The sequence below is a fragment of the Acinetobacter sp. WCHAc010052 genome (genome assembly GCF_002165295.2).
In the GTDB taxonomy this organism is placed as follows: Bacteria; Pseudomonadota; Gammaproteobacteria; order Pseudomonadales; family Moraxellaceae; genus Acinetobacter; species Acinetobacter chinensis.
The window spans coordinates 1,682,324-1,697,532 of the sequence record NZ_CP032143.1 but is presented as its reverse complement, the minus strand read 5'-3'; the positions used below and the strand labels follow the sequence as shown (position 1 = coordinate 1,697,532).

Genomic DNA, 15,209 nt, shown 5'->3' with positions numbered 1-15,209 from the left:
AACACAGTACCCATAAAACTATTATGAATAAAATGATTTAATTTTATTAATCACTATGAATGATATTCATAATAAAACTCGTATAGATATGTCAGTTTTCCACCATATTGATATTAATTTATACCCACTTTTTATTGCTGTTTATGAACAGAAAAGTATTTCTCAGGCTGCACATATGCTGTATATCACTCAGTCTGCTGCAAGCCATGCTCTACAGCGTCTGCGTATACATTTACAGGATGACTTATTTGTCAGAGCAGGTACCCGAATGCTTCCCACACCGTTTGCAGAACAGATTTATCTGCCGGTCAAAAACGCACTCTACGCCATACAGAATATTTCAAGGCAGAAACAGCAGTTTGATCCTCTGGTGATTAAAACCCTGAAAATTGCAGTTCATGATGAAATTGAACCGATTATTTTCCCTAAAATTATTCAGCACTTTCAGGCAATCAATCCTGATATTCAGTTTCTGAGTTCCAAAGTTGACCGTAAAAATGCGGTTGCAGATTTAGCATCACAACAGATTGATTTTATTATTGATCTTGAGCAAAGCTATGGTGAAAAAGTTCAGTATCACAATCTGGTTCAGGACCATTTTGTGATCTGTACACATCATGGTTCCATTGATACAGCTTCATATCTGAGCGCACCACACATTGGCGTTTCTTCCAGACGTACAGGTACCCTGCTGGAAGATATGTATCTTCAGAAAAATAAGCTGACACGTCAGATATTTTTACGCTGTCAGCATTACTCCACCGCACTACAGGTACTGGAACAGTACCCTTCAGCCATGCTGACAATCCCTCAGGGCATCCTGGATAATTTGCAGATGTCCAGTCGGATTCAGGTTTTTGAACATCCTGTGAATATCCCTGTTTTAAATATGGGAATTTACTGGCATAAGGATATTCAGGAGAATTCCAGACATCAGTTTTTAAGAGAAGAAATTATTAAAATTTTTGCTTAGGCTATTTTACTACTGATTTTCTTCAGTAATTTCTTCAAGAATTTCACCATGTTTGAAATGCCATTGCTTTTGATATGCAGATACAAAACTTGCAATGAAAATCGGTGCGGAATCAATCGGGCTTTTTCTTGCAAAATAGCCATTTTCCACCGCCCAGTCATAGCTTGAGACATCCAGTGGATACTCAATTACCATACCACTGAGATAATATTTCTGAATCCAGTCACACATGGATTCAAAACTGGAAAAAACAGCGGAAGTCAGCGCAGCATTTTCTGCTTTAAAAATAAAAATTGAATTATGACTGTTCATTTCACGTACCTGATTTTTATTCTGGTGAATATTTAATCATTTTAATTAAAAATATAAATCAGGTTTGTTTGAATTGTGTCACACAAATTAAATATTAAATTGATGAAAATCTCAATCCAGGTTAATCCCCTACTTTGTATTTACGCGTTTGATTTCAGCAGAAATCATCTGGGTCAATTCAAGCATACAGGCCTTGATCTCTGTATCATTCAACGCACTGAATCCAAGAACAAAACCATATTCAGGATCATTTTCATAAAACTGACTCAAATGTGTTATGGCAATTCCTTTCAGCTCTGCCCCTTTGACCAGTGCGTCTTCCAGCTTTTCTGCCAGTTTCAGGTTTTTGAAATAACAGGCGATCTGCATGGAAGGATGATGCTCTTTCAGCTCACAATAAAATGCAAGATACTGATTAAAATAATGAATAAATGCCTGATAACGTTTCAGATATATCTGCTGCATTTTATGCAGATATATTGCATATTCACCATTTTTCATGAAATGAGCCAGCTGTACCTGTATATGCTGAGATGGCGCACTGCCATCAATATAGTTACGGTAACGCTTGAACGGTTCAACCAGTCTTTCAGGTAAAATCAGGTAAGACAGGCGTAATCCAGGTAATAGATATTTACTGAAAGAACCAATATAAACTGTACGCTGATAATGATCAGAAGCAAAAACAGCTTTATTTTTTTCTTTTTTCAGCATAAATGCATCGTAATCATCTTCAATGATGTATGCATTTTTCTTTTCAGCGAATTCTATAATCTGTCTTTTGCGCTGTTCACTCATCTGAATCCCAGATGGATACTGACAGGAAGGCGTCACATAAACTGCCCTGATATTTTCGAGTTTTTCTGCATCCTGAATTTTCAGACCTTCAGCATCCAGTCCTATACATTTCAGACTCATATGCATATGTTTAAACAGATGATAGGCATTTGAATAATACGGATGTTCGAGTATTACCTGGCTGTTTTCGGGTAAAAGCACCCTGCCACATAAATACATTGCCTGTTGCGTACTGTTCACAATCAGCACCTGTTCTGGACTGACCTGGGTGTGGCGGTGTAAGTTAACCAGCTGGGCAATCTGTTCGCGTAACAGCTCATTTCCGGCACTGTTGTCTTTCATATAAATACTGAGACCGACACTGTATAGCACCTGTTTTTCAGTTTCATACCACTTTTTAAACGGGAAATTCCGAATTTCAGGGATACCATCGGCAAAGAAATTCAGATTCTGATCAAAGAACAGATCTTCCAGCTGCTGGCTTTCGGGTGCCAGATCGTATTGCATATTTTGTGCAGACTGCCTGTGCTGCCCCGATTTTGCATAAACAAAGCTACCTTTGCCTTTGATGCGGTATAAAATGCCTTCATCTTCAAGTTGTGTATAAACTTTCTCAACAGTATCTCTGGAGACCCCAAAACTTTCAGAAAGAAATCGGGAGGATGGACATTTAAAATCCTCTGTATTCTGAATACTCAAAACCAGTGATTTAAGGGACTGATAAAATTTTACTTTTAGCCGGGCATCGTTATTTTTTTCAAGATTATGCCTTAATAGCTCCATAAACTCTTTTTGATTCATCATTAGCCTGCTATCAGTAAAAATCCACGCGATCAGTTCATCTACATTCAGCTTTCAGTTGCGACAGCTTCAGAACCCTAAAGAAACTGATTCCATTTTAAATGCAAACGCTGGATCAGGCATTTAGCCGCTGCGTTGAATTGTGCTGTTTAAAAACAGTTTCTGTAAACTCACCAAAGACTGAAAATTTTTCAAATAAATGTTCACTGTACATCAGGTCATCCACCAGTCTTTCAGCATCTTTGAGACTGATGTTCAGGTGCTGACTGACCAGTGGAGCGTTGTCCTTGCAGATATATTCACAGATACTGGCTGTTTCGGTATTTTTTCTTTTCCATAACAGTTTTGCAAAATCAATCTGATCAGACTCGATACCACATTTCTGTTCCCCTACAACGATCGTATTCAGTCTGATATTCAACTGTTTCAGCTGCTGTGTCAGTTCTTCCTGACCTGCCAATGCAGTGATCCAGTCAATATGATGACAATATGGATCAAGTAATGCTTTTAGAAATGCATAGAACTGAAACTGATTTTCCTCAACCAGCTCCAGACTGATATTCATTTCAGACAGTGATAAGCTGTGCTGAAGTTCCAGTGCTTCCAGTCGAAAATAGTGTGCAAAAACCTGTTCGGTCAATGGCATTCTTGAGGTGATATAGACTGTTTTAAGATTTAAAACGGAGTAAATGAAAGGAGTGAATAAAAAGCTTAGGCTATTTTGAGCACCTGTATTCTGAATCACATAAATATGCTTTTCAGTCTGCTCTCTACGTTTCGTATGATTCTGCGCCAGCTGCTCCTGATATTGTTGTTCATTTTCAAAACCCAGCAGATTGAGTGCTTTCAGTGCCTCTGGCTCTGTCACATCCAATGATTCCTGCAATAAACTGAATACAGAACTGATGCTTTCCAACTTCATGCCTTACCCGCAATACCGATACTTTTCTAACAGCCACTATAACGAGGTTATCCATGTTAATGGTCTGCTGGATATAAAAAAAGTGGTCTGATTCATCAGACCACTTTTTCAGTAACTCAAATCAGGCTGAGAATATCAGAAAACTAATATGCCAGCTGAATCAGCATTCTGAACAAACCTGCAATCACTGCAAGCGCCAGAAATCCGCCCAGCCATAACACTATGAACCACTGAGTCTCAGACAGTTTTTGTGAAAGTTTCATTTGCCTACTCCTCTCAATCTCGTAACGACACAATGCTAATTACAGCCATATCTCAATGGTAGCCCTCATCGCCTACACGGACTTTGTCACGGAATACCCAGTAGGAAAGTCCTGTATAGATCAGAATAATCGGAATCAGGATCAAAGCACCGATCAAAGCAAATAACTGACTGCTTTCTGGAGCTGCTGCATCCCAGATGGTAATGGATGGCGGGATAACATAAGGCCATAAACTGATCATAAAGCCTGTATATGCCAGGAACACCAAAGCAAGTGTATAAATGAACGGGCTCAGTTCTTTACGTTGCTTGCAGGCACGTAAAATCAGCAATGTAAATACAACCACCAGTACAGGTACAGGACTGAAATACATCAGTTGAGGCTGACTGAACCAGCGGGCTGCTATTTCAGGATGAGCCATTGGTGTATAAATACTCACGGCGCCAAAAATAACAAATAATGCAATAATCAGTTTTGGCATCAGGCTGTACATTTTATTCTGCAGATCCAGTTCAGTTTTAAAGATTAACCAGCCACAACCCAGTGCTGCATAAAGCACAACCACACCAATGCCGGTAAATACTGAAAATGGAGTCAGCCAGTCCAGTCCACCACCTGCATACATGTTATTGCTTACTTTTATGCCCTGAATATATGCCCCAAGAATCATTCCCTGGAAAAAACCCGCCAGTATTGAACCACCAATAAAGGCTTTGTCCCACAGATGTTTCGTTCTGTTGGCTTTAAAACGAAATTCAAAAGCCACGCCACGGAATATCAATGCAACCACCATTAAAATAATCGGCAGATACAGTGCGGACAACACCGTTGCATATACCAGCGGAAATGCAGCATACAGAGCTGCGCCGCCGAGTACCATCCAGGTTTCATTACCGTCCCAGACAGGTGCAACCGTATTCATCATCACATCACGCTCCTGTTGCCCCTGAATAAAGGGAAACAGAATACCGATACCCAGATCAAAGCCATCGAGCACGACATAAATAAAAACACCAATGGCAATAATAACAATCCAGATTAAAGATAAATCAATCATTATTTCTGCTCCTGTTGATGATCATTTTCAGGTTTTTCAGATGTAGATGACGGCTCTGAGTCAACACTGTCCTCCACACTGGTCAACGGACGTTTAGATGCAAGGATCACGGCTTCTTCACTGTGAACCTGTCCCTGAGGAGTCGCATGAATGAACTGTGGTCCTTTATGCATCAGCTTCAGCATGTAATAGATGCCTATACCAAACACGACACAGTAGACCACAACAAAAATAATCAGTGTTAATCCCACCTGTTCAGCAGAAACTGGCGACAGTGCATCTTTGGTACGAAGAACACCATATACCACCCAGGGCTGACGACCCACTTCGGTCGTAAACCAGCCCGCCAGCAGCGCAATAAAACCGGATGGCCCCATCACAAATGCAAAACGGTGCAACCATTTATTTTCGTAAAGTTTTCCACCTTTTCTGAGTAAAAGTGCAAAGAAAGCCAGCAGAATCATTAACATGCCCAGACCGACCATAATCCTGAAACTCCAGAATACAACAGTCGAATTTGGACGGTCCTCAGGTGCAAATTCTTTCAGACCTTTCACCTCACCATCCATGCTGTGAGTCATGATCAGGCTGCCCAGGTTGGGAATACCAACGGCATATTTTGTTTCTTCAGCTTCCATATCTGGTATACCAAAGAGATATAACGGCATACCTTCATCTGTATTGGTTTCCCAGTGTCCCTCAATGGCAGCAAGTTTTGCAGGCTGATGCTTCAATGTGTTGAGACCGTGGTTATCTCCAATAATGACCTGTAAAGGAGCCAGAATCAGAATCATCCACATTGCCATGGAAAAAGATTTTTTAACAAGATCGTCACGGCGACCTTTCAGCAAATGCCACGCTGCTGTCGATGCAACCAGTAAAGCAGACACAAGAAATGCCGCCGCTGCCATATGAGCCAGTCGGTATGGAAATGATGGGTTAAAAACAATGGCAAACCAGTCTGTCGGAACAATAATGCCATTTTCTATAGCAAAACCCTGCGGTGTCTGCATCCAGCTGTTTGAGGACAGAATCCAGAACATGGAAATACAGGTTCCGACCGCAACCATAACAGTGGCAAAGAAATGTGCCCTTGGTCCAACGCGCCCCCAGCCAAACAACATGATGCCCAGAAAGCCTGCTTCCAGGAAGAAAGCACTCAGGACTTCATACGTCAGTAAAGGTCCGGTTACAGAGCCTGCTATCCGTGAAAATTCACTCCAGTTGGTCCCAAACTGATAGCTCATGACTACGCCAGACACAACGCCCATACCAAAAGCGACGGCAAAGATTTTGACCCAGAATTTAAACAGATCCTGATAGACAGGATTCTGGGTTTTCAGCCAGCGCCACTCAAGCACCGCCAGAAAACTGGCAAGCCCAATGGAAATCGCCGGAAAAATAATATGGAATGAAACAGTAAAAGCGAACTGGATACGCGCCAGCTCAAGTGCAGTCAGTCCCAGATTCATGACACCACCTTTTTGATAAGCACAGGACTTGCAGAAATATGCATTAAGCCGATATTGCTGAAGCCATCATTAAAATCATTATTTAGTCTGTCATTCAAAGCATACCGCTTCTCTGAAAAGACTGTCTGTTGCTTATTTTTTGCTGATATTTTGTGCAGTTCTGCAAATTTCAGGATGTGTAAGTCCCTCTGTACAGAACAGATTGTTTCAGGATTCATGTGTGTTACCTACATAAAAGTTAATGCTTAAAATTCATTAATTTGTGGTTTATGCAGATAAAGAAGGTGGGGCTCTCCCCTGAGGCATGAGAAAAAGTTTTTGCAGCTCAAAGTAGATGTGCTTATGCGCTTTCTCAAAAGTGATCAGCCGGATATTCAGACGGTCAAAGACTTCCTGCACCCCAAGTTCGGGCGGCATGACCAGATCACCATAAACCGTACAGTACTGACACTGATGATTATGGGCATCGTGAACATGCTCATGATGATAATCAAAATAATCTTTCAGAAAATGTAAATGACTGTGAATGTCGTGTGGCTCATGAGCTGAAATCTGAGTCTCAGAAGAATGAAGTGGTGAAGCAATCAAATTATGAGTGATAGAAAGACATACCGGAGCAATATGATATTTTTCCGGTAGCAAAGGCTGTAAGTGAACAGCTATCTGTAAAAGTATTGTTGCTATAGCAAGCAACAAGCCACTGCGTTTCAGCAAAACAGAATCTCAGATCTTCGCTCGTTAAATTTGAAAAGTTCACGACTGCTTAAAAACCAAGCGGTGTGATCAACTTTCCACTCTGTTCAATATAGTTTATAAAAACATATTTTAAAAGTGGTCTGCCGTTTCACTTTTTACTGTATTTATTTTTCCAATCACTTTTTTATTTTAATAGAAAGATAATTTGAAAATTCACATAAATGAGCGTAAATTTAAATCATTACCCAGGGTAACTGATTCAGTAGCTGACTATTCTTATGAGCACTTCATTAAAATTCAGATCCGTCATTCTTAAATTTTCAAGAATGTTAAATGATGAAATAAACACGCTGTTGCTTGAACATCAACTGAACTATTCTCTGTGGCAGGTTCTTCACTATATTCAGCAGCATCAGCCCTGCACCTCTACCGAAATCGCTGAATATCTCAATATTTCACGACCATCCATTGCCAAACGCATCCAGCCATTATTAAAGCTACAGGCTGTTTCACAGTACACAGAAACTGACCGACGTGTCAGGATACTCAGGCTGACAGATTCAGGACAACAGCTGGTTATTCAGTGTATGCACAAAATAGATCAACTTGAGCAGGAACTGCTTGAGCAAAGTTGTGACACTGATATTCAGCTGAGTATTAAGCTGATTCATCAACTGACCCAACAATTGCAGCATAAAAAATCAGGTGTACATCATGAACACTGAAAATGCCCCCTTATGGACCAAAAATTTTATTCTGGTCAGTGCCATCAACTTTCAGCTGGTTCTGATCTTTTACCTACTTGTGATTGTCATCGTCGGTTATGCAGTAGCTGAACTGCATGCAAGTCCCGCTCAGGCAGGTCTGGTTTCCGGTCTGTTTATTGTGGGTACGCTGATTGGACGCTTACTGGTAGGTCGATTCCTTGAAAAATTTGGACAGAAAGCAACATTACTGACAGGTCTGACGGGATTTTTACTTTTTTCGGGACTCTATTTCATTCATTTTGAAGTAGGCATGCTTTTACTGGTCAGATTCGCACACGGATTTATGATGGGCATGGCATCGACGGTACTGGGAACCATTATTGCTCAGATCCTTCCCCCTGCACGGCGTGGTGAAGGCATTGGCTATTACAGCATGAGCAGTACTCTCGGCACTGCAATTGGTCCATTTATGGCAATCTGGCTGATGATACATACCGGTTATCATGTGATTTTTATCATTTCCAGTTTCATTGCTTGCTGTTGTGTCATTACAGCACAGTTCATCAAAATTCCCGAAATTAAAAAAGAAACTCGGCAAGGTGAAAATACTGATGCCAGTAACATAACGGGCTTTATCTCAAAATTTATTGAAAAAAATGCATTGCCCGTTTCCTTGGTTATGCTGCTGGCTTCCATCTGTTACTCAGGTGTTCTGTCTTTTATTCATTTTTATGCCAAAGAAATCAACCTGATTGAAAGTGCTTCTGTATTCTTCCTGATGTATGCCATCGCCATTTTGATTTCCCGCCCTTTCACAGGTCCACTGCTGGACCGTAAAGGTGAGAACATTATTATGTACCCGGCATTCATCATTATGGCACTCGGGCTGATTACACTGAGCTTTGCCACTCATGCCACAACACTGCTGATCAGCGCTGCACTTCTCGGATTTGGCTACGGCAATATTCAGTCTGTCTGTCAGACCATTGCCATCAAAAGTGCAAACCTTGAACGTATGGGCTTTGCCACATCCACTTTTTTCATTTTCCTTGATGCAGGGCTTGGTTTTGGTCCTTATTTTCTCGGACTTGCCTTAAACTGGATCAGTTTTCAGCAACTTTATCTATACAGCGCGATATTCACACTGTTCTGTATCGTTGTTTATTATGTACTTCATGGGAAAAAAGCTGCGGATATACGTATACGGAAGCAGCCTCACTGATTCAGCTGTTTTCAGCCAGCACTGAATAACTTAAAAATATACAACGGGGCTGATTTTAAAGATTCGCCAGATAAAGAGCCTCTGTCAAAGAGGCTTTTTATTCACACATCAGAATTATTGGAATACTTTAAAACGATCCGCATCAGACATGTAGGACTTTTCTGCGGCTGGCGCTTCAACAGAACCGAAAACCAGCTGAGCACGCAGTTTCCAGTTCTGAGGAATATCCCATTCTGCATGAACCTGTTCATCTACAATCGGGTTGTAGTGCTGCAGTGATGCACCAAGCCCATCAGTGTGCAGTGCTGTCCATACAGCAAACTGAGCAATTGCTGTTGAATGTTCTGCCCATACTGGGAAGTTGTCAGCATAAGATGGGAAGTTTTCCTGTAAACCCTGAATCACATTCATATCTTCAAAAAACAGAACCGTACCTGCACCTGCAATAAAACTGTCCATTTTTGCTGATGTTTTTGCAGCTGATTCTTCATCTTTTGCATAAGATTTCAGTTTATCTTTAACGATGTTCCAGAATTTTTCGTGCTGAGCACCAAACAGAATCACCGCACGTGAAGACTGAGAGTTAAATGAAGAAGGACTTTGCTTGATTGCATTCTGAATCAGGTCTGTTAAATATGCAGCATCATGCTTAACATTTTTACCAATTGCATAAATAGTACGACGATTCTGAATTAATTCTAAAAAGTTATTCGACATTTGATGAAATCCTTGAATATATCTTCGGGAAATTTTGAAAGCGACGTTTCAACTATTTAGTTGAACTTAACCGTGAATAAGCTTGCTTTGTAAAGCCAAAACAATGCAAATATGTTATAGATTTTTATTGGTTGATACTGTTATTTATTGATATCCTGGAACTGCCTGTACAGTAAGCATTCAACTTGTACACAGCATTCATATAAAAAATCCCCCATATATGGAGGATTAAAAATCTGATCTTCAGAACTTCGCGTTCAGCACCTTGTCTGATACATGACCTTTCCAGATATCACGCAGTACGGGTAAATAAAACTTTTCACCAACCTCAACCAGTTCTGCATCAATCTGAGCATGCAGCTCATGTAAAAACAGATAATCCAGTTCAACTGAAGTCAGTGCACTGTTTTTTACTGAAAATTCTTTACGCTTCTGTTTGATCTTTACCACAGTCTGGTCTGCAAATTTTTTATCACGAAATGCCGCCAGAGCATTCAGTCGTAATTCAACCACGCCCCAACCGCTGAGTAAAAGTTTAAACAGTTCAAAATCTGCAACTGTAGATTCCCAGGTCATTTCTTCAAGGTTTTCATTTTCAGGCAGTACTGGCAACAAAAGTTCCATGACACTCGGAAAGATTTTTTTGAAACTCAGAATAAATTTAACGGGATGCTCGCCAGGATAATCACTAAATTGCACATTTTTACGAACATCGGTTAAATAGATAGAGAGCATTAAAAAATCCTAGATACAAAACTGTTTATAACTCAGTTTATTGCATTACCAGTTCAACTGGTCACATCAACAATAAAATGAAAACAGAAAAAGAAAGGCATTCTAACAATTCTGACATTTTATTCAATGCCAATGAGCTACCAATCCATCAGGCCGCATACTGCTCCCGTGAACTGCTACATAAAAAAACAACAGGTTTTATATCAGTTTTTATGTTCAGTACAGACTCATTTTCTGAGCTGTACTGAATGTAAGCAACTTGCGACTTATTTTACATTTGGAGCAATCATGTCCTCAGGTTTAACAACTGCATCAAACTGCTCCTCTGTCACCAGGTTCTGTTCAACAGCAACCTGTTTCAAAGTCTTACCTTCTTTATAAGCGGTCTTAGCGACTTTTGCTGCATTTTCATAACCAATCACAGGATTCAGCGCTGTAACCAGCATCAGAGAGTTATGCAGGAAGTAATCAATTTTTTCACGTACAGGTTCAATACCAACAGCACAGTGATCATTGAAGCTGTTACAGGCATCTCCAAGCAACTGAATGGACTGTAAGAGGTTAAATGCAATGACGGGCATAAAAACATTCAGCTCAAAATTACCGGATGCACCCGCTATATTGATGGTGGTGTCATTCCCCATGACCTGAGCAACAACCATGGTCATCGCTTCACTCTGAGTCGGATTCACTTTACCTGGCATAATACTGGAGCCTGGCTCATTTTCAGGAATACTGATTTCACCAAAACCACAACGAGGACCACTCGCAAGCCATCGAACATCATTGGCGATTTTATTCAGACTGGCAGCCAGGGTTTTTAACGCACCCGACGCAAACACGGCGGCATCACGTCCAGCCAGTGCTTCGAACTTATTGGGTGCAGTTACAAATGGAAGACCCGTCAGACTGCCAAGCTGAACAGCTGCCTTTTCTGCATAATCAGGATGTGAATTCAGTCCTGTCCCGACAGCTGTACCACCTAAAGGTAATTCATATAATCCTGCCAGTGCCTGCTGAAGACGTTTCAGCCCATGATCCAGCTGAGAAACATAACCACTGAATTCCTGTCCAAGCGTTAATGGCGTAGCATCCTGTAAATGTGTACGACCAATTTTAACAATTTCTGAAAATTCTTCTGATTTTGCATTCAGTGTATCTCTTAATCTCTGAACAGCAGGAATCAGAAGTTCATTGATCTGAAGGCTTGCAGCGACATGAATAGCCGTCGGGAAAGAGTCATTGGTGGACTGAGCACGGTTAACATGATCATTTGGATGTACGGGTTTCTGTGAACCCAGCGGATTCCCCAGTTTCTGGTTGGCAATATTGGCAATCACTTCATTACAGTTCATGTTACTTTGCGTACCAGAACCAGTCTGCCAGACCACTAATGGAAACTGTGCATCCCACTGACCTGAAATAACCTCATCAGCTGCACCTATAATATAACCTGACAGTTCCTCAGGAATCTGCTGAAGCTCAGCATTGGTAATTGCTGCAGCTTTTTTTACAAGCCCCATGCCACGGATCATTGCACGTGGCAATCGCTCACCGCCAATTTTAAAATTCTGCAAACTGCGCTGAGTCTGTGCGCCCCACATTGCTTCTGATGGAACTTCCACATTACCCATCGTGTCATGTTCAATACGTGTCTGCATTTGAAACCTCTTGTATGTTCAGAATAGACTGGCTAAGCGCAATTGATCTGCTATGGCTGCATTGATACTAATCAATTCAAGCCATTAAGTAAATGATAATTATTTTCATTAAAACCCAAAATCAGTATGACCTTAATGACTGCTGATAAAACCGCCATTCATCTTCAATCATTTGTTTTAAGGATCGGACTTTTTGCCACTGGAGGACATCGTGTGCTTTGGTGGATACACTTCCAATCTGATCCAGTACAGGATATTCACAGCTTTCAACATCCACTGTATGTATTTCTGTATGTGTCGTTTCACCAATTAAGTTCAGCAATTTCAAAATGGAAATATGATCACCATAAATATCAAAAGCTTCACATGCATGATGCTGCATGCTTAACCACTGTAATGTTTTAGATACTGCGTCACAGAAATCAAGGACATGTAGAAAGCTGCGCTCCGCTGTTTTATCTTCTGTCTGCGCATGCTTGTGCAGTTCTATGAAGTCGCGCTGTGTTGAAGCCACCTGCATTGCAAGAGGAACAATATTTTTAGGTAATGGTGTAACAAACTCACCCAGTACACCATGTTCAAATGCACCCGCGATATTACCAGGTCTTAAAATGGCAACATTCCACTCATCGTCTGTACTGTAAGTATCCTGAATAATGGTTTCAACCATCTGCTGCGACTTCACATAGGGATTCTGGAACCGATAATTGAATTCAGTCGCTTCCGTCAACTCCAGACTGGATTGCCCATAAACAACAAGACTTGAAATATGCAGCAGGTTACGGGTTCCAGTACGCTGCATGGCGCGGAGCAGGCTCATGATACAACTGACATTATCATTATAATATTCAAGTGGTTTCTGAACCGACTCTTCAAGTGACTTAAAACTGGCAGCATGTATGACCGCCTGGATTGAATACTGCTCAAAGACTTTATTTAATGCCGGCGTATTTCTGACATCAATTTTGACAAAAGGAATATACAGACCAGAAATATATTCAAGCCTTTCAAGAGTCTGCAGACTTGAATTGGACAAATTATCAACAATAATGACTTCCTGACCCTGAGCCATCAGACTTAAAGCAATATGTGAGCCTATAAAGCCTAAACCACCAGTCACTAAAATCATTGTTTAGAATCTCCAATTGATTATCAGAACCTTATATCTTCATGGTGCAGATTTGGTGCTCACAGTTATTCAGTCTGATTTCAGAAACCTCAAACCCAGCTGAAACTCTCTTGTGAGCAGACGAACCACTAAGAGGTTTTACCTATTATCTTACAGCTTTAGAATATTGAGTATGTAGCAATTATGGTGATCAACTGTATTTTCTTTAACGATAAAAAAACCGCCCTTTCAGGCGGTCTTTTCTTATCCGATCAATCTGAATCTTTTATCTGATTCTGTCTCCAGCAGGAACATACGCTGGTAGTCATAAGCCGGCAGCTCTATGGCGTACTTTTTACACAGGTCATCTATGGCGCAGGACATATAGAACATATTGTCATTGAGCATGTATACAAGCTGAGGATTCAGTTTCCCCAGTGCCGGGCTGTGTGTTCTCCACCACGTCATAAACAGCTTTGAATGGGTACACAGTATACGGAGTGACTGATTGTCCTCTATGACTATGCCCGTTCCACTTTTAAGCTCCATGGTTTCAAGGTAGTCCACCGCATCCTGAAAATGTATGGCCAAGAGTTCACTGTAACGTGGTATACGGAAATGTCTGTTATGTCTGCTCCATAATTCTGTTCGGAGACTGATGATACCCCTGCACCGTCGATCAACAATTTCCTTCAGTTCCGCCTGCTGTCCTGCGTTGATCTTTACCCGAGTGCCGATATTCTGATGCTGTATTTCATTTTCCAGGACATCGAGTACCCATTTGCGGAACTCTTTAGCTATTGGTGTTTTCGCAAACATGGCGATCAAATGAGCCCCACGTAAAGAAAAGATACGTGTTTCTTTTTCACGTACACTTTCATTAATTCCATTGACCGTCAATTTGACGGTCAATGTCATATCAGAAGTAAATTCATCTGCCTTACGGTCATAAATACGTGAAACTGAATCTTCACGTGCATATCCTAAAGCGCGAGCAAGATCAGAGGATGTAATCCAAATTTGATCATCATTACGCTGAATTGGATGAAATTGCATTGCATTAAATGATAGACTGTTCATATCAATTATTCTCGAAAATGATTGGTAACTCGCCCCGTGATCCGCCAAGATTATTCGGGGCGTTTTTATATCCCTGCTAGGGATGTTTTAAATTTATTATTATCACACCCTATTGTCAATCCCTACTAGGGATATTATTATGATTTTAATAAATCGATATTTTGCAAGTGAAATAGATATGGGTAAAAACCTAGCAGATGTTGAATACAAAATGCGTATGACGCAAGATCTTAAAGATAAGATCGTTGAATCAGCAAAAGAACATAATCGATCGATGAATGCAGATATTATTGCAAGATTAGAGGATAGTTTTTTAAAGAAGGATAGTTCCGTACCTGCACGTTCCGATGTAAAAATTCTTCATTTAAAAAATGGTAAGAAGCGTGTTATTTACGGCAAGCTTGTCAATAATCTTAGCTTAGATTACACACAAGAACTTGATCAACTTCGTGACGATATTCATCTTGCTCTTGAGGTCTTAAGTGATTCTTCTTTTTGGAATTCATTAAAGTTTTTAGGTAAAGATGTTCTAGTCTACAAAGGCGATAATCATATTGATGTAGTTGATAATGGTGAAGGAAGTCTTGGGTGGTTGACAGTAGAAGATCATATCACTGATAAATATATGGAAAATTTGTATAGAAAAAGTGAAGAAAACTGACTTTCGTTAGATTTCATCTTAGTA

Annotated in this window: 16 protein-coding genes; 4 read left to right on the top strand and 12 right to left on the bottom strand. The window is 40.5% G+C overall.

Annotated elements, in window-relative coordinates; genetic code table 11:
- Positions 1 to 55 precede the first annotated feature (55 nt).
- Complete coding sequence (locus CDG61_RS08490) at positions 56 to 973, top strand: LysR family transcriptional regulator (protein ID WP_087550091.1); 918 nt, start codon at positions 56 to 58, stop codon at positions 971 to 973.
- A 9-nt stretch (positions 974 to 982) separates the two neighbouring features.
- Here CDG61_RS08490 and CDG61_RS08485 read toward each other — a convergent pair whose 3' ends face one another.
- The 7 genes from CDG61_RS08485 to CDG61_RS08450 all read right to left on the bottom strand — a co-directional run bounded on the left by CDG61_RS08485 (position 983) and on the right by CDG61_RS08450 (position 7,312).
- Entirely contained in the window at positions 983 to 1,285 is a 303-nt protein-coding gene (locus tag CDG61_RS08485; RefSeq protein WP_087550092.1) for a hypothetical protein, read from the bottom strand.
- 129 nt (positions 1,286 to 1,414) lie between these two features.
- Positions 1,415 to 2,887 carry a PLP-dependent aminotransferase family protein gene (locus CDG61_RS08480; RefSeq protein ID WP_228199630.1) on the bottom strand — a complete coding sequence of 491 codons (1,473 nt, stop codon included), beginning with the start codon at positions 2,885 to 2,887 and terminating at the stop codon, positions 1,415 to 1,417.
- A gap of 112 nt (positions 2,888 to 2,999) precedes the next feature.
- A complete protein-coding gene (locus CDG61_RS08475; protein ID WP_087550093.1) occupies positions 3,000 to 3,806 on the bottom strand; it encodes a hypothetical protein in 807 nt (268 codons plus the stop codon).
- A gap of 143 nt (positions 3,807 to 3,949) precedes the next feature.
- Positions 3,950 to 4,069, bottom strand: a complete 120-nt coding sequence (locus CDG61_RS08470) for a DUF2474 family protein (RefSeq protein WP_087514218.1) — start codon at positions 4,067 to 4,069, stop codon at positions 3,950 to 3,952.
- A gap of 52 nt (positions 4,070 to 4,121) precedes the next feature.
- Positions 4,122 to 5,126: a cytochrome d ubiquinol oxidase subunit II gene (gene cydB, locus CDG61_RS08465; RefSeq protein ID WP_087550094.1), complete on the bottom strand. Its 1,005-nt coding sequence runs from the start codon at positions 5,124 to 5,126 to the stop codon at positions 4,122 to 4,124.
- Complete coding sequence (locus CDG61_RS08460) at positions 5,126 to 6,598, bottom strand: cytochrome ubiquinol oxidase subunit I (protein ID WP_087550095.1); 1,473 nt, start codon at positions 6,596 to 6,598, stop codon at positions 5,126 to 5,128. The genes cydB and CDG61_RS08460 overlap by 1 nt, the downstream gene beginning before the upstream one ends.
- Positions 6,599 to 6,865: 267 nt before the next feature.
- Positions 6,866 to 7,312 carry a DUF2946 domain-containing protein gene (locus CDG61_RS08450; protein ID WP_087550097.1) on the bottom strand — a complete coding sequence of 149 codons (447 nt, stop codon included), beginning with the start codon at positions 7,310 to 7,312 and terminating at the stop codon, positions 6,866 to 6,868.
- A 260-nt stretch (positions 7,313 to 7,572) separates the two neighbouring features.
- On the opposite strand from CDG61_RS08450, the gene CDG61_RS08445 reads away from it, so the two are divergent.
- Positions 7,573 to 8,019: a MarR family winged helix-turn-helix transcriptional regulator gene (locus CDG61_RS08445; RefSeq protein ID WP_087550098.1), complete on the top strand. Its 447-nt coding sequence runs from the start codon at positions 7,573 to 7,575 to the stop codon at positions 8,017 to 8,019.
- Complete coding sequence (locus CDG61_RS08440) at positions 8,009 to 9,223, top strand: MFS transporter (RefSeq protein WP_087550099.1); 1,215 nt, start codon at positions 8,009 to 8,011, stop codon at positions 9,221 to 9,223. The genes CDG61_RS08445 and CDG61_RS08440 overlap by 11 nt, the downstream gene beginning before the upstream one ends.
- Positions 9,224 to 9,337: 114 nt before the next feature.
- Here the strand turns inward: CDG61_RS08440 and CDG61_RS08435 are convergent, their stop codons facing one another.
- The 5 genes from CDG61_RS08435 to CDG61_RS08415 form a co-directional block, all read right to left on the bottom strand.
- Positions 9,338 to 9,940 carry a nitroreductase family protein gene (locus CDG61_RS08435; RefSeq protein ID WP_087514225.1) on the bottom strand — a complete coding sequence of 201 codons (603 nt, stop codon included), beginning with the start codon at positions 9,938 to 9,940 and terminating at the stop codon, positions 9,338 to 9,340.
- 243 nt (positions 9,941 to 10,183) lie between these two features.
- A complete protein-coding gene (locus tag CDG61_RS08430; protein ID WP_087550100.1) occupies positions 10,184 to 10,675 on the bottom strand; it encodes a hypothetical protein in 492 nt (163 codons plus the stop codon).
- A 266-nt stretch (positions 10,676 to 10,941) separates the two neighbouring features.
- Positions 10,942 to 12,336: a class II fumarate hydratase gene (gene fumC, locus CDG61_RS08425; protein ID WP_087550101.1), complete on the bottom strand. Its 1,395-nt coding sequence runs from the start codon at positions 12,334 to 12,336 to the stop codon at positions 10,942 to 10,944.
- 121 nt (positions 12,337 to 12,457) lie between these two features.
- Complete coding sequence (locus CDG61_RS08420; protein WP_087550102.1) at positions 12,458 to 13,465, bottom strand: NAD-dependent epimerase/dehydratase family protein; 1,008 nt, start codon at positions 13,463 to 13,465, stop codon at positions 12,458 to 12,460.
- Positions 13,466 to 13,708: 243 nt separating this feature from the next.
- On the bottom strand, positions 13,709 to 14,524 hold the full coding sequence (locus CDG61_RS08415; RefSeq protein WP_087550103.1) for a Bro-N domain-containing protein: 816 nt from the start codon (positions 14,522 to 14,524) through the stop codon (positions 13,709 to 13,711).
- Positions 14,525 to 14,663: 139 nt separating this feature from the next.
- On the opposite strand from CDG61_RS08415, the gene CDG61_RS17805 reads away from it, so the two are divergent.
- Positions 14,664 to 15,185, top strand: coding sequence for an Arc family DNA-binding protein (locus CDG61_RS17805; RefSeq protein WP_228199629.1), 522 nt, complete (start codon positions 14,664 to 14,666; stop codon positions 15,183 to 15,185).
- Positions 15,186 to 15,209: the final 24 nt, after the last annotated feature.

What these genes read in the sequence shown, in the direction of transcription:
- CDG61_RS08430 (WP_087550100.1), bottom strand. Translation starts at nt 10,675, where the DNA reads ATGCTCTCTATCTATTTAACCGATGTTCGTAAAAATGTGCAATTTAGT.
- CDG61_RS08480 (WP_228199630.1), bottom strand. Translation starts at nt 2,887, where the DNA reads ATGATGAATCAAAAAGAGTTTATGGAGCTATTAAGGCATAATCTTGAA.
- CDG61_RS08445 (WP_087550098.1), top strand. Translation starts at nt 7,573, where the DNA reads ATGAGCACTTCATTAAAATTCAGATCCGTCATTCTTAAATTTTCAAGA.
- fumC (WP_087550101.1), bottom strand. Translation starts at nt 12,336, where the DNA reads ATGCAGACACGTATTGAACATGACACGATGGGTAATGTGGAAGTTCCA.
- CDG61_RS08490 (WP_087550091.1), top strand. Translation starts at nt 56, where the DNA reads ATGAATGATATTCATAATAAAACTCGTATAGATATGTCAGTTTTCCAC.
- CDG61_RS08440 (WP_087550099.1), top strand. Translation starts at nt 8,009, where the DNA reads ATGAACACTGAAAATGCCCCCTTATGGACCAAAAATTTTATTCTGGTC.
- CDG61_RS08460 (WP_087550095.1), bottom strand. Translation starts at nt 6,598, where the DNA reads ATGAATCTGGGACTGACTGCACTTGAGCTGGCGCGTATCCAGTTCGCT.
- CDG61_RS08415 (WP_087550103.1), bottom strand. Translation starts at nt 14,524, where the DNA reads ATGAACAGTCTATCATTTAATGCAATGCAATTTCATCCAATTCAGCGT.
- cydB (WP_087550094.1), bottom strand. Translation starts at nt 5,126, where the DNA reads ATGATTGATTTATCTTTAATCTGGATTGTTATTATTGCCATTGGTGTT.
- CDG61_RS08475 (WP_087550093.1), bottom strand. Translation starts at nt 3,806, where the DNA reads ATGAAGTTGGAAAGCATCAGTTCTGTATTCAGTTTATTGCAGGAATCA.
- CDG61_RS08435 (WP_087514225.1), bottom strand. Translation starts at nt 9,940, where the DNA reads ATGTCGAATAACTTTTTAGAATTAATTCAGAATCGTCGTACTATTTAT.
- CDG61_RS17805 (WP_228199629.1), top strand. Translation starts at nt 14,664, where the DNA reads ATGATTTTAATAAATCGATATTTTGCAAGTGAAATAGATATGGGTAAA.
- CDG61_RS08470 (WP_087514218.1), bottom strand. Translation starts at nt 4,069, where the DNA reads ATGAAACTTTCACAAAAACTGTCTGAGACTCAGTGGTTCATAGTGTTA.
- CDG61_RS08420 (WP_087550102.1), bottom strand. Translation starts at nt 13,465, where the DNA reads ATGATTTTAGTGACTGGTGGTTTAGGCTTTATAGGCTCACATATTGCT.
- CDG61_RS08485 (WP_087550092.1), bottom strand. Translation starts at nt 1,285, where the DNA reads ATGAACAGTCATAATTCAATTTTTATTTTTAAAGCAGAAAATGCTGCG.